Genomic DNA, 20,398 nt, shown 5'->3' on the forward strand with positions numbered 1-20,398 from the left:
ACGTTTCACATCTTCAGAATAACCTTTATGAAGTTGATAGCCCTCTATAAATTGTCTGCCACAACCGACACAAATATAATTCTGTTTACCTTTTTTTTGACCATTTTTATTAACATGAGTTGACTGATATTCAGGACATTGCATAAGCTCTGCGTTTTGTGAAGTGTTATTTTTTGGCGCTCGCACTCTCAAATCATCATACCCTAATTCACCAACGCCAACTTATGTAGCAGAATTACCATTAGGTTACGAAGGAGAATTTGGACCAGAAATCAAAGCCTTAATAATCAGTTTGTACTATGGGGGCAATATGACGATGCGGCAAACTACTAGAATTTTTAGCAGATTTAGGTATTTCCATTTCAGCAGGCTATTTATCCAACCTGTTAATCAAAAACCACTCCGGTTTTGAAACCGAGAAAAAAGAAGTTTATGATTCAGGACTAGCGAGTAGTCTGCAGGCAACACTTCGACCAAACAGGTGCGCGTGTAGGTGGAGTCAACCATACCACCAATATCATCTGCAACCCTTTATATACAGTATACTTTACAACAGCTAATAAAGATAGACTGACCGTACTCAAAGGATTACAGCCCGGACGAGAACTAGAATTTATGCTGAATCCACTCACATTCTCACTAATTGGGGACTTCAAAATCCCGATTAAATGGCAGAATGTTCTCAAGCTATTACCTCAAGAAACCGTGTTGAGTGAGTCACAGTTTAATCACCTACTGAATAATTATCTACCCAAACTGGGTGCTCAACAACTGACCCGGATTAGGGAAGCAGCAGCTATTGCTTTCTATCATCAGCAAACTGATTACCCAGTCGTACAAACTCTTTGTTGTGATGATGCTCCCCAATTCAAGTTAATCACTGCTGATAGAGCTTTATGTTGGGTGCATAAGGGAAGACATTACAAAAAGTTAAGCCCAGTATTCGCTTGCCATCAAGTAATTTTAGGGAATTTTATCGAAGATTTTTGGAATTATTATCGGGAATTATTAGCTTATAAAGATGCTTCGATTCCCGAAGCTGCACTGTCTTTAAGGTCTAAATTTCGGCGGCTTTTTGAAACTCCAAGCAGCAGTTAATTGTTTGCGTTCCTCCAACAATTAACTGCTGCAAAAGTATCAGAGTTGCTCAGGGTTTTAGAGCACCCTGAATTACCTCTGCACAACAATCCGGCTGAGTTAGCTGCCAGAACTATGGTGCAGCGACGTAATATTAGCTATGCAACTCAGACGATTGAGGGTACTCAGGCTTGGGATACTTTTATGTCTCTTGTTGCTACTACTCGTCAGTTGGGAATCTGTTTTTTCGATTATGTCCGTGACCGAATTTCTCAACTTGGAATTATTCCCTTTCTCTCCACTATTATTCGCGAAAAATCTTCTCTTCATCCCTTGGGTTTGTCTTGGCAACTAGAATAACTCCTTCCCCTACTTATTGAGCCGATACGTAAATTTCTACTCTGATATTGCGCCTTTAATGTTGCGTTAGCAAGTTTACAATCTCTCAGTCGTTGCTCAAATAGGGGAATTGCTTTTGATAAGCCGTAAGTTCTGACTTTGTTCCGGAAGTATTCTGAGCAAGACTCAGCACCGTGAAGTCTGCTGTAGGCACAGGAAAAGCCTTTGTGAGGCGATAGATGTTTTTGATACATCTGAATTGCTTGAATAGCAACGCAATCAATTAAGAATCGCAAGCCTAATTTGTTTAGGAAGCGCACCAGTGGCGCAACTAACCGCAGAAATCTTGTGAGAATACCTTTACGCTTTGCCTTTGTGTGAGCAGAACCCTGCTTTTGATATCGATAATAGAGTTTGGCTGATAAAAACTTTTGGTATAGCAACTTTATAGACATAAAGAAAGTATCAGTTGTTTTATAAATAAGCGACTAATTGATCCAAAATTTGACGTACTTGTTTCGCAAAATATGGATGATTTTTAAGCCATTGAGCTAAAGGCGGAGACAGTTGATAATATGCTGCAATAAACAATCGCCCTATTGAGTATGACATCAGTTTTTCGTCTCTAAAACGCCTTAAACTAACTACCTGTGGTGCATCATAGCTGCCATAAACAGCAGTGGCAATGAAGCAATCGCAATCAGGTTCACATCCTCCACAATCGCCTCCTCCACAATCGCCACAGTCAGGATAGTCACCACAATCAGCACCTCCACCAGAACCACCTGCTTGAGGTTCTGGCAGTCCTCCGCCAAAGGTGTTACCTAAGTCCACAACATTACTAACCCCTGCCTCAATGTTTCGGTCAATTACATGGTCATTAACTTGAGGGGGAGGCTGACTTGGAAAGCTACCACCGCCACCTCCACCACCAGGAGGAGGAGATGGTTTAGAAAGGAAATCGTCACCAAGTCTAGAACCTTTTCTGAGAGATTGTCCTAAGTTCTCTGGCTTAGTTGGATTTGAACTAGGTGGATAGGGCTCTCGATTTTTGGGAGATCGTTTTGGGTCATCTGGCTCGGTTGGGAAACGAGGTGGATAGGGTTCTCGACCTACAGGTTTATATAAATCGTCATTGGATTTCAGATCCTCAATGACTTTCTCGTAGTGCGCTGCTGTGACCCCAACTCCAGCAAAACCACCAACACCAGTTCCACCAAGGATAAACCAACCAAGACAATTTTTCAGTTTTTTGTACTTCTTGTCAGAAGATAGCAGTCTATTGAATTCCTGTAAGCTCAGTTCACTTAGCTTACGAAGTATTAACAATGACTCTTCAGATGAAAGTGGCAAGCGTCCGCTGTTTGCACATTCAATAACTACTTGAAGTATCAGAGATTTCTTAACTTGTGGATCGGCGTTATGAGGAAGCAGATCGGCAATTTTTTCTACAAGTTTTTCGACTAAATCATCGTGAGTAATATAGCTATAGTTATTGTTATTATTGTTAATAATTTGTTGAGCAATTACTTGATTGACTTGATTAATGACATTTTGATTTTGCTGATTAAAATCTGTAATAAATTTGCAATAACTAGCTATTAGAGAGTTTTTCTGGCTGCTACAAATTGATGCACTATGACAGTTTTTATCTTCTAAAACAATTGCTGAACTAATTCAATAGCCTTCATAATTCCAGTAACAATTCCACCTGCTTTAGCTAGATTTTTTATAACTTCTTTAGCCTGAATGAGATGTTCTAGAATGGCATTCTTGTTTGGTTCAGGCTTTTGGGATTGGTCAACAGCTTTCTGAATCTGATATTGAACATCTGTAACAATCTCCACATCAATAACTTGAGCATTTCCAGCTTTTGTTATTTCCGACTTGAGCTTCTCTAGCTCGTTAACAAGGTCTGCTTGATTTTGAACACTTGCAAAGTTGATATCTCCCGCAGCATTGTATTGATAGTTTACTTTTTGACCACGCTGATCGAACGCCGACATAATTTTTCTCTAAATCGCGAACTAACGCTAATTAACACTATGGGTCATATTGAGTCGGAACTTTTCCGAAAAATTTGCTCAAATGTCCGAAAAATCGGATAAGATCGGAAAAACCTGCCTATCTGACCAATCTATGGACATAGAAGAAGTCTTGAAACTGTCAGATGAAATGCTGTTCATCCCTGCGGGCGATCGCCCAAAACGTATAAGATAATAATTTAGAAGTACGATCGCACTTCGCAACGTAGTAAAGCACCATCGGTCGCTGTTGGAGATTGGGATTAGATGTGCACTCCCTTCTTTCAGCAAAGCTGATTTTTATCGTTTTCCACATTATAGACCGATCGCCCAAAATTGAAAAGGGAAAAAAAGACGGAAAAAGACGGGTATTTCTAAACTTGGGGTGCAAGGCGGAAAAAGACGGATAAAGTCTGGTATACTAACTATAGTTTTCCGACATCCCTAATGATGGACACTGCCCCTATCTTGCAATTTGTAGAGAAAGTGCTCAGCGTGAAGAGAGGTAAACATCTCAATGACTTGCAGCGTAAAATTATCGAGGGAATACTGAAGCGACAAAAGTATTCTGATATTGCAGATAATTACGGTTGTACTGCGGGTCATGCTAAGGATGTAGGTTACGAGCTTTTGCAAATGTTATCTGATGTTTTTGGCGAATCAGTTGATCAAGGTAATCTTAAATCTGTCCTCAAACGGCAATCAATTATAAAGATTGCTTTACATAATAGTAATAATATTGATTGATGGTGATAGCAACACAATTAATTATATCAATGGTTGCTCAGAACTACCTACTCCTACGCCAGATAAAAGTCAGCCTGCGACTCCCGACTACCATGACGGCACAAATCAAGGTAAAACTGAAATGGTTGGTAAATTACGGGAGTTGGGCTTGAAGGATGAGCAAATTGCAGGGGTGCTAGGACTAGCCTTGGAGGTGGTGAAGCAGGTAGATTGAAAAGAATGAGTTTATTTGTAGTCTCAAACCCTTTATCTGAAACAGTGGCGACTCTGGGTTGAAACACATATAATTCACTCAGGAGGTATAAGTTTTATGTTCGCAGTCGTCACCCCAGAAAAGATTCATTTGCCACCAGGAACACTGATAAAATTTCCCGGTAGTTGGCAGGATTACCAAGCACTTGTAAAACAATTGGGCGATCGTTCAATTCCGCGCATCAAATATCGACCGGGAGAGATTTTATTAATGTCCCCTTTACCCGTACACGGAAAACAAGCTCATATTATCGCAATTGTGGCAATAGTTCTGCTAGATTTCTTGGGGCGAGATTATGAAGCGTTTACACCAATTACGATGGATTTGCCGGAAGAAAGAGGAATTGAACCAGATTATTGTTTTTATATCGATAATTGCGCGGCAATTCTTGGTAAAGATCGGATGGCTTGGGGTGTTGAACCGCCACCCGATCTAGTAATTGAAGTAGATGTAACTAGCTACACGGATGTAGATGATTACTTGCCTTATCAAGTGCCGGAAGTGTGGCTGTTTAAGAAAAATAAGCTCAGAATTTACGACTTGCAAAACGATCGCTATGTCGAAAGTTCCATCAGCCGTTATTTTCCCAAGTTAAATGTATCAGAAATTGTGGAGGAATGCTGGCAAATGTCGCGCGATCGCCATACAAGTACAGTAATTCGAGAGTTTCGACGCAAAATTGAAAGGGAGAACGGTTGAATCATATCGTGTCCGGTGAATTGATTGTAATTCCTGTAGGGGCAGGTTCACCAACAATAATTGCCTAATACCGAAAATTATCATAAACCTGCCCCCGCCCAACGACTACAAATTATTTTGATTGAGGGTAATCAAACAAACATCATATTCTGCCAAATTTTAATACTTTTATCACTGCTGCCGCTAGCCAAAAACTCTCCTTCCGGGCTAAAATTAACAGAATAAACCGAGTTATTATGACCTGCAATATTGCCAATTTCCTGACCGTCTTTAACTCGCCAAATCTTGATAGTTTGATTGCTGCTGCTAGCCAGAATTTCGCCGTCGGGACTAAAAGCAATAGAATCAACATACCAGGAATGACCTCTGATAGTTAAAACTTCTTGCCAATCTTTTACCCACCAAATTTTAATAGTATTGTCGTGACTGCCGCTAGCCAAAAATTCACCATTTGGACTGAAAGCTAGACAGCGCACGCAGTCTGTATGACCTGTCAGCGTGCGAATTAGCTTCCCATCTTTGACTCGCCAAATCTTGATTGTTCTGTCCCAACTGCTGCTAGCAAGAGTTTCTCCATCAGGGCTAAAAGCCACAAAATAAACTAAATTAATGTGACCCGCAAGCGTGCGGATTTCTTGGCCGTCTTTAACTCGCCAAATCTTGATTGTTCTGTCCCAACTGCTGCTCGCAATCAGAGTTCCATCGGGGCTGAAAGCTGCGCCGTAAACTGAGTTACTGTGGCCGATAAGGCTGCGGATTTCTTGGCCATCTTTCATCCGCCAAAGTTTGATTGTTTTGTCGTGGCTGCTGCTGGCCAGCATCTGTCCGTCGGGGCTGAAAGCTACTGTATAAACTGAGTTGGCGTGTCCTGCGAGAGTCACTATTTCTTGCCCGTCTTCTACTCGCCACAGTTTAATTGTTTTGTCATCGCTGCCGCTGGCTACAACTTCTCCGTTGGGGCTGAAAGCAACAGAGTAAATTAAGTTTTTGTGACCTGTTAGGGTGTGAATACATTGCCAGTTATAAGTTGTTTGCTGTTGCGACTGGGTGGAAGTTTGACTCGGTTTAACTAACTGGGAAATTCTTTGAGGAATCGCGAGGTCGATCGCAGATTGGGGATTAATTTCTTTTAATACTTCAACAGCCGTTTGATAGCGACGGTTGGTAGCATTTGCAATCATCTTGTCTAAAGTTTTACCTAGTTGTTCGCTGACTGGGTTTTTCGCCAAATACTGCCGCCAGATCCAGGTATCTTCACCGGGATCGAACAAATCAAATGGGGAAACTTGAGTTAGCAAATACAGGCAAGTTACGCCTAAACTGTACAAATCGCTGGTAAAAAATGCTTTACCTCTGGCTTGTTCGGGGGCGATGTATTCGGGGCTGCCGATGCTGGTTCCTGTTTTGAGTAATGCCGTACCTGTGGCAATTTTAGCGGCGCCAAAGTCTACTAAAACTAATTGTTTGTCGTCGGCGCGGCGAATGATGTTTCCGGGTTTGATGTCTCGGTGAATGACGTTGTGAGAATGGATGAAGTGAAGGACGGGTAATAAGCTATTGAGTAAGTCTTTGATTTGAGTTTCTGTAAATGTGTCTTCTTGTTCGACGATTTGTGCTAAATTTTGTCCGTCGATAAATTCTTGTACTACATATTGTCGGTTATCTTGGGTGGAATAGGCTAGTAGTTCGGGAATTTGAGGGTGTTTGCCCAATTCGTCTAATCGCGTTGCTTCTTGTTCAAAAAGTTGGGCTGCTTTTTTGCTGTTGCGATTGCTGGCTGATGGGATGAGTTGGGTTTCTGTGGGTAAAAATTGTTTGATGACGCAGCGGGGTTTTGACGGTTTGTCTTCGTCAACGGCGAGGAATGTTCTGCCAAAGCCGCCTTGTCCGATCGCCTTTATGGCCCGATATCTGTCGCGCAGCAGCAGTTTTGACCGGCAGTTTCGGCAAATTTTGGCTGCATCCGGGTTTTCGGGCTTTGAACAGTTGGGGTTTAGGCAGTAACTCATTCGATTTTAGATTTTGGATTTTAGATTTTAGATTTCTTGTCCAAAGTTTTAAATATTATACCTCTTGCCCGACTCTATAAAATTTATTTGTAGTGAGGACTTGAGTCTTTATATACGAGTTGGGCAAAGAAGGACTGAAGTCCTCACTACGAACCTTTGGAAGTTAACTCTTTTAGAAGTTCCACATGACGGGATTGTCATCTAAACTATCGGTGACTGTTCGCCCGATCGCGTCAATTTCTTTTAAGTCCCCGTCACTCAAGTTTACCTCAGCAGCTTTAGCATTTTCGGCGGCTTGTTCGGCATTGCGCGCGCCAACAATTGCGTTGGTTTGTGGCTGGGCGATTAACCAGGCTAATGCTAAATTGCCCAAGCTTGTTTGGTGGCAATCGGCAATTGGCCGGAGTTGATTTAATGCTGTTTGGACTCTGGCGTAATTTTCTTTGATAAACAGCTTGCTTTTGGCGCGGTGATCGCCTTCTTCAAATTTGTGTTCCGGCCCGAATTTACCTGTTAATATTCCTTGAGCTAGAGATGAGTAGGCAAGGATTGAGATATTATTTTCTACACAGTAGGACATGGCCTCTTTTTCTACCCAGCGCCAAAACAGAGAATAGGGCGGTTGCAAGCTGTCGATGCGTCCGTATTGGGCGGCTTCTGCTATTTGGGCGCGGGAGAAGTTGGAAACGCCGATCGCCCGAATCTTCCCCTGTTGCTTTAATTTGTTCAGCGCGTCCATTGTTTCTGCAATGGGCACTAATTCGGAATTCCAAGTCCCGGCGGGCCAGTGGATTTGGTAAAGGTCGATATAATCGGTGTTGAGGTTTTTTAGCGATCGATCGCACGCCTCGACTACCAAATCGGGTTTGAGATGGTTGGCAAAAACTTTGCTAGCATAAACTACTTGCGATCGCACATCTGAAAGCGCTTTGCCGATAATTTGTTCCGAATGCCCTTCTCCGTAAACCTCAGCCGTATCAAAGGTGGTAATACCGGCCTCAAAAGCGGCGCGCATTGCTTTGACAGTTTCGGCATCCTCAATTCCCACCCACATCTGCTTCCCAGCTTGCCAAGTCCCCATAATTATCGGGGAAATTTGAATTCCCGATGTCCCCAATTGTCGCTTTTCCATAGCTATAGCCCTAATTTTGATTTTTACTATTTACCCTCAAACTATCTAATTTTAACAGAAAAAAGTTGTTATAATTGCTGTAAATTACCGATTTTGTTACTTTGGTTAAAACCCAACTAAATCCTATGAAATCAACTACTCGCGCGCTGAAAGAATGGAATGTAGCGGTTAATGCTTTGGAAGAGGGCAAAACGATTGTACTGTTGCGAAAGGGGGGCATTCGCGAGCAAGCAGGACAGTTTAATGTTGGTGATAAGCAGGTTTTGCTTTATCCAACTTTTGAACACCAACAGCCTGATTTATTAAAGCCGGATTTTGCGAGTCAGGTAAAAACGGTAGAATCTGGTTGGCATCCAGAATTTATTAAAATTAGCAGTTGGGCTGAGATTACCGATGTTTTTTTGGTTGCTTGGGAACCGGCAATTGCGGCGCTTTTTCCTTACCATATTTGGAATGAAAAATTTGTCGGCGACCGCCTAAAATGGAAACAAAATCAGCCCATTTATATTTTATTGCTGCGGGCTTATCGGTTAGCAGCAACTGTAGAAATTCCCTACATTTCTGCCTACGGCGGTTGCCGTTCTTGGATAGATTTGGCTAGTCCTATTTCCCTGGAAGGAAGCGAAGCTGTTTTGGGCGATCGAGAATACCTTGAACGTTCTAATGAAATCCGCAGTTTGATGGCAAATCCTCCGAAGCTTGAAGAAGAACAGGCGGTTGAAACCGCGTCGATACAAACAAAACCCACCTCCGCGGGTTGAAGAATGGGCGGTGAAAATAACGTAAAACATAATTTTCTTCAGAAGACCGGGCGGTTGAAACCGCGTCTATACAAACAAAACCCACCTCCGTGGGTTGAAGAATGGGCGGTGAAAATAACGTAAAACATAATTTTCTTCAGTCTGCGGAGGCAGACTTCGTTTTTGTAGACGCGGTTTCAACCGCCGTCTGATCTTTTCGAGAGGCGTCCTTCCACTAACCCCAGCCCAAAATCCGCAGCTAATGCCATTAAAGCTGACGGAATTGCCCCAGCTAAAAGTAACTGATTGTTGACTGTAGCAACGCCGCGAAAAATAAACACGCCCAAGCCGCCGGCACCAATTGCAGCAGCGATCGTTGCTAGCCCGATCGCAATTACCGCAGCAACTCGCACCCCCGCCAAAATTACCCCCAGCGCCAGCGGAATTTCCACTTGCCACAACAGTTGCATATCCGTCATTCCCATGCCCGTTCCCGCTGCCACAATCGCCGGATCGACGCCGACAATCCCGGTATAAGTGTTGCGGATAATCGGCAGTAAAGAATAGAGAGTGAGGGCGATGATTGCCGTGCGATCGCCAATTCCACCCAATACCGGCACCGGAATTAGCAAACCAAACAAAGCTAAACTGGGAATTGTTTGCATAATATTAGCAAATCCCAAAATTGGCTGTTTCAATTTTGGTTTTCTCGTGACTAAAATTCCCAAGGGAATTCCCACAACAATCGCGATAAAAATTGCCACACTTACTAAATATAAGTGTTCGACCGCGCGGTTAATTATCTCGACACCGTACCGATTCAAGAATTCTATCATTTGGTAATTGGCAATTGTGGTATAATTAAATATCTCGTAGGGGCGGGTTCACCAAGATATTTAATTCCCAACCATCAGCTTCAAAAACCCGCCCCGCCCATACTAAAATCTCAAATCTAACTCTAAAACGGTATTATCCAGTCTCCCGTAATTGCAAACACTCAATAAATGCGCGAGCTTCTGGATGCTGAGATTTCATAAAATCATCGGGGGATGCCAATTCAACTAACCTTCCATCCTGCATTAAACCAATTTTAGAAGCTAACAAAAAAGCTTCTTGAATGCCGTGAGTCACAAAAATCACAGTTTTGCCCAGTTGCTGCTGCAATTGACCGAATTCCCGCTGCAATTCCAGGCGAGTAATCGGGTCTAAAGCGCCAAACGGTTCGTCCATTAACAGCAGTGGAGGGTCAGCCGCCAGCGCTCTGGCGACGCCCACTCGCTGCCGCTGTCCGCCGGATAACTGATGGGGATAGCGTTTGGCGAAGTGCTGCGGATCGAGGTTGACTAATTCTAACAGTTGGCGGACGCGAGATTGAATGCGCGAGCCTTCCCAACCTTCCAATTTCGGGACTAAACCGACGTTTTGCTCGACGGTAAAATGGGGAAACAAACCGATTTCTTGAATTACATAGCCAATTTTTCGCCGCAGTTGAATGGGGTTCCATTCAGTTGTCGGTTTTCCCATGACGAGCACTTCACCGCTAGTTGGGGCGAGTAAATTGTTAATCAATTTCATGGTAGTAGTTTTGCCGCTACCGCTGCGTCCCAGCAATACTAAAACTTCTCCTTGCAGCACTTTGAAATTGAGTTTGTCTACTAAATGCCTGCGGTTGAGGCGATATGTAACGTCGAGGCATTCGACAGCAACTTCATTATTGAGATGCATGATTAGTTTCGGTGATTTTGGTTTTAATAAATCGTCAATTGGCTAGCGTCGCGGGACAATCCAAAATCTAAAATCTAAAATCTAAAATTGTCTTGGTTTTGCCATTCTAGCAACAATGCTCGACATTGGAGGCAAGTTAGTTTTTTGAGCAAGTCGCGAATTCCGTCTGGGGTGACAGGATATGCAGCGCCGAGAAGTTCGGGGTTTACTGTTGCTGTGGGGTGCAATTCTGCCACAAAACCGTAGAGTTTTTGATTGGAGAATGAACTGTTGATTGCCCAGCCTGTGGTGTTAATTGGTTGGATGCGGGCGATCGCACTTTCTGTCACGCCTAGTTCTTTTTTGATTATAGCTGGAACTGCGGCTGCTGGCGTTACTGCTTCTGGTACGCGACCGCCGGGAAAATCGAGGGTTGCGGATGCCACGCCGGGGCGATACGTTGGTGAGGGAAACAACAATTTGTCAGCTTGAACAGTCAAAATTACAACTGAATCTGCTCTTTCTACTCGCCAATATTCTACTATTTTTCCTTCGGTAGTTTCGAGATGTTCGGCGATTAGCTTTACCCAATGAGAGTTGATTTCTACAAAACGATCTAGAGTTTTCCAGTGGGATTTTTGGGTTTTGTTCATGTTGTTAGTTGTTAGTTGGTAGGGGCGGTGCCAAGAGTGCCCGCCCTCCGTTGTTAGTAGGGGCGGTGCCAAGAGTGCCCGCCCTCCGTTGTTAGTAGGGGCGGTGCCAAGAGTGCCCGCCCTCCGTTGTTAGTGCTGTCTCTCCGAGCTTTCCGTCCAACGTCATCAGGAACAGGGAAGAAGGAACAGGGAAGAAGGAACAGGCCAAAAATAATTAAGAATATCCTAAGCGGCTATGGTTGCTATAAATCAGAGGTTGTTGGCTATGGTAGTCGATAGCCCAAATAGCCGATCGACCTTTCGACCTTAGAGCCACTTTTCCCCTCTCCATTGTAAATTTTTGCAACAAACTGCACGTTCACCCTGATAATTCAGTAACATAGACTACATAATCAAAATTTATCTGCAGCTCTGGGTTGTTAAAACGCCGCAAGGAGTGCAGACTCTTAGCTCGACAGACAGGAGTAATTATGCAACTGCAAACAGATATTCGTACTTGGCAACCGCCAGCCGGCATCACGAGCGATCGCGATCGGGAAAGATTCGGCTGCGCCGTACCTGCACCAAAATTGGCTCCTAACCTGTGGGTAAGATTGTTCAATCCCCCAACAGCATTCAGCTTTGACGAAGCGCGGCTGTTGTGTCAGCACTCCGAGGACAAGTGGCTAGCTTGGATTCCCGATCATGGGGAAATTTTGCTGAATACGAATGAATTTTGCGCTACTTAATCGAAAATTAAAGTGTGGAAATCCATATTTTTCAGGCTTCAAAGCATATTGTTGGAAAAAACCAGGTCTTTTCGGAATTATCTCGTTTTTAGTGAAGACTTCACTCCTCAAGGATTAAGCAGGACTAGAGTTTTCACCGAAAAACGAGACGGAAGCCCCTGGCTTTTAGACATGGGGAGGAACTCGGTAGCGGTTTCAACCGCCTTCAACATTTACGCAATTGATCCAAAGATTTGTTATAATTAGATTAGCAAGTAAAACAACCATCTACGTGTTGAAACACGCCTTGTATCGGAGAAATCCCGGCGAGCGTGAGCCACCACACTCCTATGAGTAGTAAGCCTGTATAACTGACAAATAATGGCAGGGTGTGAAGCGTACCTATCTCGCAAAAGTGATGGACTATGAAAGCAAACACAATTTAAAAGTAAGCGCAATTGCAATACCTTTTGTACTGGTAGTTGTTTTGAGAGTCTAGAGGTGACTTGATAACACCTTTGAGAGTTTTTGGATTCATTCAAGAATCCCCGTGGCTTCAGCCCTGGGGAGTATCAATACAAACCAATTAATTAAAATTTTGACAACAAAAAGAGCAGTAGAAAACCTATTGCTCTTTTTGTTTTGTGCAAAAAACACTCTCTAGTTTTTGTCTTCAGACAGCGGAACTTACTCGCTTATTTGCAAACCGCACGGTTATTTGCATTTCTGACAATGGTGCCTACTCTGCCATTAATCATAATCGGGTTTTTGGTGCTGGCTCGAATCAAGCGGGGCTGTTTACGCAAACATTCTTTGATTGATTCTGACCAGGCGGTGAGAGCGCTGGTGTATTCTGTACGAGTCGCTGGTGCGCGAAACTGATCGGTAATTAGGAAATCCGAGGTGATGCTAGTGTCAGTAGCAACATTGGTAATAATTGGAAAGTCAAAAGATCTGGGTAAGGTTCTGTCAGGTATTTTGCCCGGTACCATCTGGTACTTCATCGAGCCACCCTTGTAGTCAATACCTCCTTGGGGGGTTGTTTGAGCGAAGGCGGGAACAGGCAAGCTTGCTACCAAAACGGTGCAGCAACTCCAAAATAATTTCGATTTCATCCGATTCATCTCCTCAACTTTATGACGATTAGCACTAATTAGATAGGCTCCTAAAACATTAGCTTTTATTCATAAAAAATATGATGCTAATGAGTTTTTATCTGGAGTTTGACCCACCTAATTTATTAATATACATCCTCAAAAATGTGAAAACTGGTTGGTCGGACAAACTGTAAAATGGTTTCAGTTGAGTAAGATATTTACACATCTGAAGTTGTTACAGCATTGGGGACTCGATTTTACCAGAATGATTCATTTTTTATCGATGTTATTGGAACTTTATCAAATTTTGTCTCAGATATCAAGTTTTGCCGATCGCACATCGCATTTTAACACTGGGAAAACGGCTCGATCGCCCTTTGAGTGTTACGCGCTATACCAGGACGAGAAAGATGCTACATTACATCGATGGGCGTTTGAGTGTTTTCAAGCGACAATAGGCAGAGAAGGGGCTTGAAAATAGGTGAATTTAGTGGAAGATAGCAAGATTATAGACGTATCGGAAATCATGGGTGTTCCCGCGGCTCCTGCGGGTTACAAATCGGGCTTTGTGGGTATTATCGGGCGGCCGAATGTCGGCAAATCCACGCTGATGAATCAGTTGGTGGGGCAGAAAATTGCGATTACTTCGCCGGTGTCTCAGACGACGCGCAACAGGCTGCGGGGTATCCTGACAACGCCTGAAGCACAAATTATTTTTGTCGATACTCCCGGAATTCACAAGCCGCACCACCAATTGGGTAAGGTTTTGGTGCAGAATGCCCGCACCGCGATTCAGTCTGTAGATGTGGTGCTGTTTGTGGTGGATGGTTCGGTGGAATCGGGTGGGGGCGATCGATATATCATCGAAATTCTCAGCAATTGCAAAATTCCGGTGATTTTGGGGATGAATAAGTTGGACGAACAACCGGAGGATTCTGTGTTGATCGATCGCACTTACGAACAAATTGTCAATCCCCAGTGGCCAGTCGTCAAGTTCTCGGCGCTTACGGGCGAAGGTGTCGAACCGCTGCAACAATTATTAATCGAACATCTGGAGGTTGGGCCCTATTATTATCCGCCCGATTTGGTGACTGACCAGCCGGAACGCTTTATTATGGGCGAATTGATTCGGGAACAGATTTTGCTGCTGACGCGGGAAGAAGTGCCGCATTCCGTAGCAATCGCGATCGACATTGTTCAAGAAGAAGCCAAAATTACGCGGATTCTGGCGACAATTCACGTCGAACGGGATTCCCAAAAAGGTATTTTAATCGGTAAAAGCGGCAGTATGCTGAAGTCGATCGGCAGCGCGGCCCGGGAACAGATTCAAAAGTTAATTGAAGGCAAAGTGTATTTGGAGTTATTTGTCAAGGTGCAGCCGAAATGGCGGCAGTCCCGTACTCGTTTAGCCGAATTGGGCTATCGCGTGGAAGAATAAAACTTTGGTGGTTTGCGGGATGTTCGCGATCGCATCCCTCTTTAAAAACTGTCCAAATTATTCTAAAAAGGCTTTCTGCAAAAAAAAATTGTGCGACACTAAAATAGGGAATAGAAATAAACTCCATTACCCATTACCTACTACCCATTACCTAAAAAAATGATTGCCGCAAAAGAAAACTTTCCTCAAATAACCCCAGAAAAATACTTTGCTTGGGAAGAAAATCAGCTAGAAAAGCATGAGTATATCGACGGTCAAGTCTACGCCATGAGCGGCGGCAGCGTGAACCATAGCCGCATTGCCGTCAGACTCACAACTCTCTTCTCCAATCATCTAGAAAACAGCAGTTGCGAAACAGGAAACTCCGATCTGAGAGTCAACATCGCCGGAACCAAAAACTACATCTACCCCGATGCAAGTGTCACCTGCGACGATCGCGATAAAACCACAACCCAATACATTACCTACCCCTGCTTAATCGTTGAAGTTCTCTCTCCCAGCACTGAGGCATACGATCGCGGTGGCAAATTTAGAATGTACCGCAACAACCCTGTCTTACAAGATTACCTATTGGTTAGTTCCACCAGTATCGAAATGGATTTGTATCACAAAAATGATGCTGGTGAATGGCTCATCATTAACTACAAAGAAGGTGATACTATAGAACTAAAAAGCATCAATCTCAGTTTGGCGATCGAACAAGTCTATCGCAACCTCGACCTTACTCCAGAAACAACACCTTAAAATTGATAGAGTGATTAAATTAGGAGATTGTTATGATTGCAGCTAGAGAGCAGGAGCGGTACTTTACACCTGAAGAGTATTTTATTTGGGAGGAGCAACAATTAGAAAAACATGAGCTAATCGATGGTCGCGTATATGCGATGAGTGGGGGCACGCAAAATCATAGTGCGATCGCTATCAATTTCTTATTATTGATTAGATTTCACTTGCGAGGAAATCAATGTAAAGTTTTTAATTCGGATTTAAAGGTTAATATCCTCAATACTCGCAACTATACCTATCCCGATCTGAGTGTCACTTGCGATCGGGGAGATAATTCTAGCCCTCAATATATTACCTATCCCTGTTTGATTGTTGAGGTTTTATCGGATAGTACCGAGGCTTACGATCGCGGCAAGAAGTTTGAAAAATATCGCCGCAATCCGAATTTAATTGATTATGTTTTAGTGAGTTCTGATGAGATGGCGATCGATATTTATCACAGAAATGATGCGGGGGATTGGTTGATTCTGAGCTATCGAGCGGGCGATCGCGTCGAGCTTAAAAGTATTGGGTTGAGTTTGGCGATCGAGCAATTCTATGAAGAAATTGTTTTCGAGCAGCAATCTTGAATTTATTATTAAGAGGGCGATGTAATAATATTGATGTAGAGTTCTAAGAAATCTGTTACCGTTATAGAGGATGGACAGTTATGAGCTTGAATGAGTTACCGGGAGCAGAGCTAATTCTACCTGGACTGGACGATCTTCATCATGGTAAAACTAATACAATTGGGTCATTGTTAGTCGCGATCGCGGCAACTCGCCTAGCCGAAGCGGGCTTAGATGTTCCTAAAGATCGTCTGGCCGCAGAGCCAGAATTGACTCTTTATGCCCGCCTTCAAGATGAACGAGATGATGCTTATCCCTACTACAATGCTTTGCTGAATCGCTTGAATAGCTTTTGCAATGCACTTGAACTTCGTTATATGTGAGAATATGCGATCGATCGGCAGGAACAAAAGGATTTAATTAAAAAAAAGATGTCGATCGCTGCCGGTGGGCGATCGCTTATAATTGGATGAAAGCGCGATCGATGATAAAGTTCCTTCACCAGAAATCCTCTCTAATCTATAATGAATGAGAATTATTGCCCGTAGCACTCTACGTGAGTTTTGGGAGACTCATGCAGAAGCAGAACCATCTCTCAGAGCATGGATTGATGATGCGGCTCAGGCAGATTGGCGAAGTCCTACAGACCTCAAAAATATTTATGCCAACGCTAGCATCATCGCGAACAATCGAGTCATATTTAATATTAAAGGTAATAAATACCGCCTAATTGTCCATATGCGTTATGACATTGGGATTATCTTTATCCGATTTATCGGCACTCATGCTGAATATGACAAAGTGGATGCAGAAACCATCTGAGGTAATTATGTACAGCCTAAAACCTATTAGAAGCCAAGAAGATTACAAAGCATCGCTGAAAGAAATAGAGCATTTGTTTGAAGCTCCTCAAGGAACTCCAGAATTCGATCGATTAGAAATATTAGTCACCTTAGTTGAAGCCTACGAAAACAAACACGAGCCGATCGTGATGCCCGATCCGATCGAAGCAATTCTTTATTATCTAGAAAGTCGAGGTCTAACTCAACAGCATCTAGAAGCCGTAATAGGTAGTCACGATCGAGCGATCGAAATTCTCAATCGTAAAGCTCCACTCACCCTTGAAATAATCCGGCAGTTAAATCAAAAGTTAGGTATTTCAGCACAAGTTCTCATTCAACCTTACACATTGGCATATTAGCTTGCAACGATTATAATTGGATGAAAGCGCGATCGATAAAACTCACCCCAAAATACCTATGAAAACTACGATCGAAATCGATAACTGCCTCATCACCAATGCGCTCCAGGCGACTGGACTCACAGCACAACAAGAAGTTGTAGAACTGGCCCTGAACCTGCTGATCCAAATGAAAAACCAACAGAACCTCCGGGCGCTACGGGGTAAACTCGCCTGGGACGGCGACCTCGATCGCATGAGAACGGATGATGACTCCGATCGAGAACAATCCTTTTTTGAGCTAGCCGGAATCTGGGAAGGAAAAAATATCACCCTAGACGACATTCGCAAAGACGCATGGGGTAAGGATACATTCTATGTAGCTTCACAGAAAAATGGTATTACCGAGTGTTTCTTATGAACTACCGAAACCACATCACGATCGAAGCAAATAAACGCGGTGGTAAGCCTTGTGTGCGCGGCTTGCGAATTACGGTTTATGAAGTGCTTGAGTACCTGGCTTCCGAGATGACCGAAGCAGAAATTCTCGACGATTTTCCCGATTTGACGCGAGAAGATTTAAAAGCCTGCATTGCTTATGCTGCTGACCGTGAGCGTCGGTTTATGACTGCGACCTTATCCGCATGAAATTACTTTTTGATGAAAACTTGTCGCCCAAGTTGCCGAATCGTTTGAGCGATGTTTTCCCAAATTCGCTTCACGTTCGAGATGTGGGCATGAAAGCAACGATCGACCCAATAGTTTGGGATTATGCAAAAGACAATAATTTGATGATTGTCTCGAAAGACGCGGATATGCACGATCTGAGCTTAGTATTTGGGAATCCACCGAAAGTTATTTGGCTTTGCCTTGGAAACTGTTCGACATCACAAGTTGAAAATTTGCTGCGTCGGAATTTTAACGCGATCGAATTATTTTATGAAGACGAGAATTTATCGCTGCTTGCTTTATCATAATGCACCGATCGCCGAAAGTGTGCGATCGACTCTAATCTCAAAGATAATAAAGATAGCTTTTTTCAGTGCGACGGCTTAAGTGTTTAAGTTGAATTGTGCGGCGAACTCGATCGAGGAAAGGAGATTCTGATGGGGAGTAAGAAGAGGTTGACATACATCCTCAAGCGGCGGTATTATTCGACTATATGCAGTGTTGTACCGCAAATGCGATACAATTATAAGTTAGGTAGCTTGAGCCTCTGGCTAGGGCCGTACGGTAAACTCACTTGTTGAGAATAAAACATAGGTGAATATTAGTGGCGCTTTTCAGTCGGCTCTTAAATCTCAATACAGGCAGTATTCCGCTAGAAGATTTCTTCACTGAGTTGGTCGCCTACCTCTTCAGTACAGACAAGGAAATTCTCTATTCTTGGCTTAATAATTTAAACTTATTGGATATAAATATTTATTTGGATGCCTATGTTTCAACACAGAGGGAGTTTGAGCCTCTTGATGATCATCGTTTAGCTAGCCGCCCAGATATCTTAATTGAGCTAGTAGATGCTAAAAGTCGTAGCATCATCTTTATCGAAAGTAAGATTGGCTCTCAGGAAGGCTACGAGCAGCTTTCAAGGTATGCCGAGATTTTGCATGGAATTTCAGGGTTCCAGCACAAATTTCTTTTGTACATTACTCGTGATTTTGATCCAAAAGATCAAGCAGATATTTTCAAGAATATTTCTCAATCTACCGTTCAGTTCAGGCAATTGAGGTGGCATCAGTTCTATCGATTTTTGAAATCTCAGGCAGATACAATGCTTGTTAAAGAAATTGTGACATTTATGGATGAGTATCGCATGGCACATAACAATCAGTTCTCTTCTATTGACGTGATTGCGTTAGCAAATTTCACAAAATCACTAAAACTTATGGAAGAGACAATGTGGGGAGAAGTCAGTCAGCGCTTTGAGAAAGTTCTGGGAGCAATTAAGCAAAAGTCTACAGCTCTTACCCAGATTCAATGGCATGGGCGGTATTTAATGACTGCCTCAATGCCAAGTGGAAGATGGTGGTGTGGTCTAGGCTTTATTCTGAAGACATCACATTTAACTGATTACCCAATAGTACGTCTCGTACTTGAAGTAGATCCTAATTCACCGCGTCGAGCAGAAATTATTGAAACGATGAAAGATATTTGCGAACAGTACGGTTGGAGGGGTTATAACTTAGATAGCTCAAAAGACTGGGCAGGAATAGTTCGAGACAAAAGTTTACAGGATTTTCTTTCTGAAGAAGACCATGTGGTGGCTGTCAAAAGATTTTTCCTGCAAGCACTAGATGAGTTAGAAAAGATCAAAGATCAGTATTCAAAACTTCCTTGGGTAGCAATTCAAGGCAATGGAGAAAGCTCTGATGATACGTTGCCAGCTACCTAACAAATCGTTGCAACGGCGGAATAAAGATAATCGGTGGGGATGCCAGGGTTACTAACCGCCGTTGAACTCAATCGTTATCTCGCAAACGCTGCCTAACTTTGGAGATGATTCGGAAGCTCGATCGAACATTAATAATTCCGGCGAAGATTCTCATCAAGCCTTATGAGTAGCACAAACCCCCGCTTAACCACAATAGAACGCCATTCCAACAACAGTAAAGTAAACTGATGAGTTCATTTGAACTCGGAACAGTTAAAATAGACAGTAGGTGGAGTGAGTGACCGAAATGCCAACTACTGCTCAGTTAGAGAGTTTATATCGCGTCAGCTATCAGTTGACGTTCATCATGTTGCAACCGATTCATCTGGTTTGTATCGATCGTCGTACTCGAAACGTATACGTTCTAGCTGGATATGGTGAAGACCTTGAGTTTGAAATTGTACCGAATGGGGAGGTATTCTGATGAGCCAAGTGAATTTTGATGCTATGAGCGATGCCGAATTGAGACGGTACTTTCTGGAAAATCGCCAAGATCGAGCTGCTTGTCAGGCATATTTAGACAGGTTCAGTCAGCGTCCGAAATCAATCATTGCAAGCCCAAGCGATCCCGATTTTGACGCAAAAATTCAGGCAGCAATTCGGCAGAAATTAGAATCATCGCCTAGTAGCCAGCCAGCTAACAGCACAGTGGAACGGACGGAATAGAGTCACCTTGGAGATGATTCGGAAGCTCGATCGAGAGTTTGACAAATCAGAAAATTGGTAGAATAAATAGAGACGCTGCGATCGCACAAGGTCGGAGAACGATCGCCTGATTCGCGGATTTTGTGAGGAGTTGGGGATTGAAGTGCCGTTTTAGGGAATGGGGGAGTA

Annotated in this window: 30 protein-coding genes; 19 read left to right on the top strand and 11 right to left on the bottom strand. The window is 43.2% G+C overall.

The features are described 5' to 3' along the window. Positions 1-144: IS1/IS1595 family N-terminal zinc-binding domain-containing protein (locus WBA89_RS00870; RefSeq protein ID WP_424403230.1), on the bottom strand; the 144-nt coding region annotated here is incomplete at its 3' end. 471 nt (positions 145-615) lie between these two features. Here WBA89_RS00870 and WBA89_RS00875 point away from each other — a divergent pair. Together WBA89_RS00875 and WBA89_RS00880 are read left to right on the top strand one after the other, a co-directional pair. Continuing rightward, positions 616-1,098: a hypothetical protein gene (locus tag WBA89_RS00875; RefSeq protein ID WP_424403183.1), complete on the top strand. Its 483-nt coding sequence runs from the start codon at positions 616-618 to the stop codon at positions 1,096-1,098. Then, positions 1,099-1,437: a hypothetical protein gene (locus tag WBA89_RS00880; RefSeq protein ID WP_424403185.1), complete on the top strand. Its 339-nt coding sequence runs from the start codon at positions 1,099-1,101 to the stop codon at positions 1,435-1,437. Here the strand turns inward: WBA89_RS00880 and yidD are convergent. The 4 genes from yidD to WBA89_RS00900 form a co-directional block, all read right to left on the bottom strand. Further along, positions 1,404-1,871: a membrane protein insertion efficiency factor YidD gene (gene yidD, locus WBA89_RS00885; protein ID WP_424403187.1), complete on the bottom strand. Its 468-nt coding sequence runs from the start codon at positions 1,869-1,871 to the stop codon at positions 1,404-1,406. The two genes, WBA89_RS00880 and yidD, sit on opposite strands and share 34 nt — an antisense overlap. Before the next feature lie 19 nt (positions 1,872-1,890). Beyond that, on the bottom strand, positions 1,891-2,769 hold the full coding sequence (locus WBA89_RS00890) for a CFI-box-CTERM domain-containing protein (RefSeq protein ID WP_424403189.1): 879 nt from the start codon (positions 2,767-2,769) through the stop codon (positions 1,891-1,893). A 302-nt stretch (positions 2,770-3,071) separates the two neighbouring features. Next, positions 3,072-3,422: a hypothetical protein gene (locus tag WBA89_RS00895; protein ID WP_424403191.1), complete on the bottom strand. Its 351-nt coding sequence runs from the start codon at positions 3,420-3,422 to the stop codon at positions 3,072-3,074. A gap of 160 nt (positions 3,423-3,582) precedes the next feature. Next, entirely contained in the window at positions 3,583-3,756 is a 174-nt protein-coding gene (locus WBA89_RS00900; protein WP_424403193.1) for a hypothetical protein, read from the bottom strand. Positions 3,757-3,887: 131 nt separating this feature from the next. Between WBA89_RS00900 and WBA89_RS00905 the strand changes: the two genes are divergently transcribed. The 3 genes from WBA89_RS00905 to WBA89_RS00915 all read left to right on the top strand — a co-directional run bounded on the left by WBA89_RS00905 (position 3,888) and on the right by WBA89_RS00915 (position 5,139). After that, on the top strand, positions 3,888-4,187 hold the full coding sequence (locus tag WBA89_RS00905; RefSeq protein ID WP_424403195.1) for a hypothetical protein: 300 nt from the start codon (positions 3,888-3,890) through the stop codon (positions 4,185-4,187). Then, positions 4,180-4,401, top strand: a complete 222-nt coding sequence (locus WBA89_RS00910) for a hypothetical protein (protein ID WP_424403197.1) — start codon at positions 4,180-4,182, stop codon at positions 4,399-4,401. Before WBA89_RS00905 ends, WBA89_RS00910 begins: the two co-directional genes overlap by 8 nt. 96 nt (positions 4,402-4,497) lie before the next feature. Then, positions 4,498-5,139: a Uma2 family endonuclease gene (locus tag WBA89_RS00915; protein ID WP_424403199.1), complete on the top strand. Its 642-nt coding sequence runs from the start codon at positions 4,498-4,500 to the stop codon at positions 5,137-5,139. Positions 5,140-5,270: 131 nt separating this feature from the next. Here WBA89_RS00915 and WBA89_RS00920 read toward each other — a convergent pair whose 3' ends face one another. Together WBA89_RS00920 and WBA89_RS00925 are read right to left on the bottom strand one after the other, a co-directional pair. Next, positions 5,271-7,148: a protein kinase domain-containing protein gene (locus tag WBA89_RS00920; RefSeq protein WP_424403201.1), complete on the bottom strand. Its 1,878-nt coding sequence runs from the start codon at positions 7,146-7,148 to the stop codon at positions 5,271-5,273. A gap of 172 nt (positions 7,149-7,320) precedes the next feature. After that, complete coding sequence (locus WBA89_RS00925; RefSeq protein WP_424403203.1) at positions 7,321-8,280, bottom strand: aldo/keto reductase; 960 nt, start codon at positions 8,278-8,280, stop codon at positions 7,321-7,323. A 125-nt stretch (positions 8,281-8,405) separates the two neighbouring features. Between WBA89_RS00925 and WBA89_RS00930 the strand changes: the two genes are divergently transcribed. Further along, complete coding sequence (locus WBA89_RS00930) at positions 8,406-9,041, top strand: DUF1802 family protein (protein ID WP_424403205.1); 636 nt, start codon at positions 8,406-8,408, stop codon at positions 9,039-9,041. A 176-nt stretch (positions 9,042-9,217) separates the two neighbouring features. On the opposite strand, the gene WBA89_RS00935 is transcribed toward WBA89_RS00930, so the two are convergent. The 3 genes from WBA89_RS00935 to WBA89_RS00945 all read right to left on the bottom strand — a co-directional run bounded on the left by WBA89_RS00935 (position 9,218) and on the right by WBA89_RS00945 (position 11,377). After that, positions 9,218-9,856, bottom strand: coding sequence for an ABC transporter permease (locus WBA89_RS00935; protein ID WP_424403207.1), 639 nt, complete (start codon positions 9,854-9,856; stop codon positions 9,218-9,220). A 133-nt stretch (positions 9,857-9,989) separates the two neighbouring features. Beyond that, entirely contained in the window at positions 9,990-10,745 is a 756-nt protein-coding gene (locus WBA89_RS00940; protein WP_424403209.1) for an ATP-binding cassette domain-containing protein, read from the bottom strand. 74 nt (positions 10,746-10,819) lie between these two features. Then, positions 10,820-11,377, bottom strand: coding sequence for an NUDIX hydrolase (locus WBA89_RS00945; RefSeq protein WP_424403211.1), 558 nt, complete (start codon positions 11,375-11,377; stop codon positions 10,820-10,822). 470 nt (positions 11,378-11,847) lie between these two features. On the opposite strand from WBA89_RS00945, the gene WBA89_RS00950 reads away from it, so the two are divergent. Further along, positions 11,848-12,105 carry a hypothetical protein gene (locus WBA89_RS00950; protein ID WP_194070506.1) on the top strand — a complete coding sequence of 86 codons (258 nt, stop codon included), beginning with the start codon at positions 11,848-11,850 and terminating at the stop codon, positions 12,103-12,105. A 674-nt stretch (positions 12,106-12,779) separates the two neighbouring features. Here WBA89_RS00950 and WBA89_RS00955 read toward each other — a convergent pair. After that, positions 12,780-13,199: a hypothetical protein gene (locus WBA89_RS00955; protein WP_424403212.1), complete on the bottom strand. Its 420-nt coding sequence runs from the start codon at positions 13,197-13,199 to the stop codon at positions 12,780-12,782. A 508-nt stretch (positions 13,200-13,707) separates the two neighbouring features. Here WBA89_RS00955 and era point away from each other — a divergent pair. The 12 genes from era to WBA89_RS01015 all read left to right on the top strand — a co-directional run bounded on the left by era (position 13,708) and on the right by WBA89_RS01015 (position 20,230). Further along, positions 13,708-14,619 carry a GTPase Era gene (gene era / locus WBA89_RS00960; RefSeq protein WP_293199270.1) on the top strand — a complete coding sequence of 304 codons (912 nt, stop codon included), beginning with the start codon at positions 13,708-13,710 and terminating at the stop codon, positions 14,617-14,619. A 159-nt stretch (positions 14,620-14,778) separates the two neighbouring features. Next, positions 14,779-15,363, top strand: a complete 585-nt coding sequence (locus WBA89_RS00965; RefSeq protein WP_424403213.1) for a Uma2 family endonuclease — start codon at positions 14,779-14,781, stop codon at positions 15,361-15,363. Positions 15,364-15,395: 32 nt separating this feature from the next. After that, entirely contained in the window at positions 15,396-15,974 is a 579-nt protein-coding gene (locus WBA89_RS00970; protein ID WP_424403215.1) for a Uma2 family endonuclease, read from the top strand. A gap of 80 nt (positions 15,975-16,054) precedes the next feature. Next, positions 16,055-16,336 carry a hypothetical protein gene (locus tag WBA89_RS00975; protein WP_293186930.1) on the top strand — a complete coding sequence of 94 codons (282 nt, stop codon included), beginning with the start codon at positions 16,055-16,057 and terminating at the stop codon, positions 16,334-16,336. A 145-nt stretch (positions 16,337-16,481) separates the two neighbouring features. Next, positions 16,482-16,775: a type II toxin-antitoxin system HigB family toxin gene (locus WBA89_RS00980; protein ID WP_424403217.1), complete on the top strand. Its 294-nt coding sequence runs from the start codon at positions 16,482-16,484 to the stop codon at positions 16,773-16,775. Next, positions 16,759-17,154 carry a helix-turn-helix domain-containing protein gene (locus tag WBA89_RS00985; protein WP_424403219.1) on the top strand — a complete coding sequence of 132 codons (396 nt, stop codon included), beginning with the start codon at positions 16,759-16,761 and terminating at the stop codon, positions 17,152-17,154. Before WBA89_RS00980 ends, WBA89_RS00985 begins: the two co-directional genes overlap by 17 nt. 58 nt (positions 17,155-17,212) lie before the next feature. Further along, a complete protein-coding gene (locus tag WBA89_RS00990) occupies positions 17,213-17,554 on the top strand; it encodes a type II toxin-antitoxin system VapB family antitoxin (RefSeq protein WP_424403221.1) in 342 nt (113 codons plus the stop codon). Beyond that, positions 17,551-17,781, top strand: a complete 231-nt coding sequence (locus tag WBA89_RS00995; protein ID WP_006634608.1) for a DUF433 domain-containing protein — start codon at positions 17,551-17,553, stop codon at positions 17,779-17,781. Before WBA89_RS00990 ends, WBA89_RS00995 begins: the two co-directional genes overlap by 4 nt. Continuing rightward, complete coding sequence (locus WBA89_RS01000; RefSeq protein ID WP_424403224.1) at positions 17,778-18,110, top strand: DUF5615 family PIN-like protein; 333 nt, start codon at positions 17,778-17,780, stop codon at positions 18,108-18,110. Before WBA89_RS00995 ends, WBA89_RS01000 begins: the two co-directional genes overlap by 4 nt. Positions 18,111-18,406: 296 nt before the next feature. Beyond that, the gene (locus WBA89_RS01005; protein WP_424403226.1) at positions 18,407-19,525 is read left to right on the top strand and encodes a PD-(D/E)XK nuclease family protein; all 1,119 of its coding nucleotides are present in this window, start codon (positions 18,407-18,409) and stop codon (positions 19,523-19,525) included. Between the two features lie 286 nt (positions 19,526-19,811). Further along, positions 19,812-19,988 carry a DUF6888 family protein gene (locus WBA89_RS01010; protein WP_341739112.1) on the top strand — a complete coding sequence of 59 codons (177 nt, stop codon included), beginning with the start codon at positions 19,812-19,814 and terminating at the stop codon, positions 19,986-19,988. Continuing rightward, positions 19,988-20,230, top strand: a complete 243-nt coding sequence (locus tag WBA89_RS01015) for a DUF6887 family protein (RefSeq protein ID WP_424403228.1) — start codon at positions 19,988-19,990, stop codon at positions 20,228-20,230. Before WBA89_RS01010 ends, WBA89_RS01015 begins: the two co-directional genes overlap by 1 nt. Positions 20,231-20,398: the final 168 nt, after the last annotated feature.

The organism is Microcoleus sp. (assembly GCF_049646505.1).
Classification (GTDB): Bacteria; Cyanobacteriota; Cyanobacteriia; order Cyanobacteriales; family Microcoleaceae; genus Microcoleus.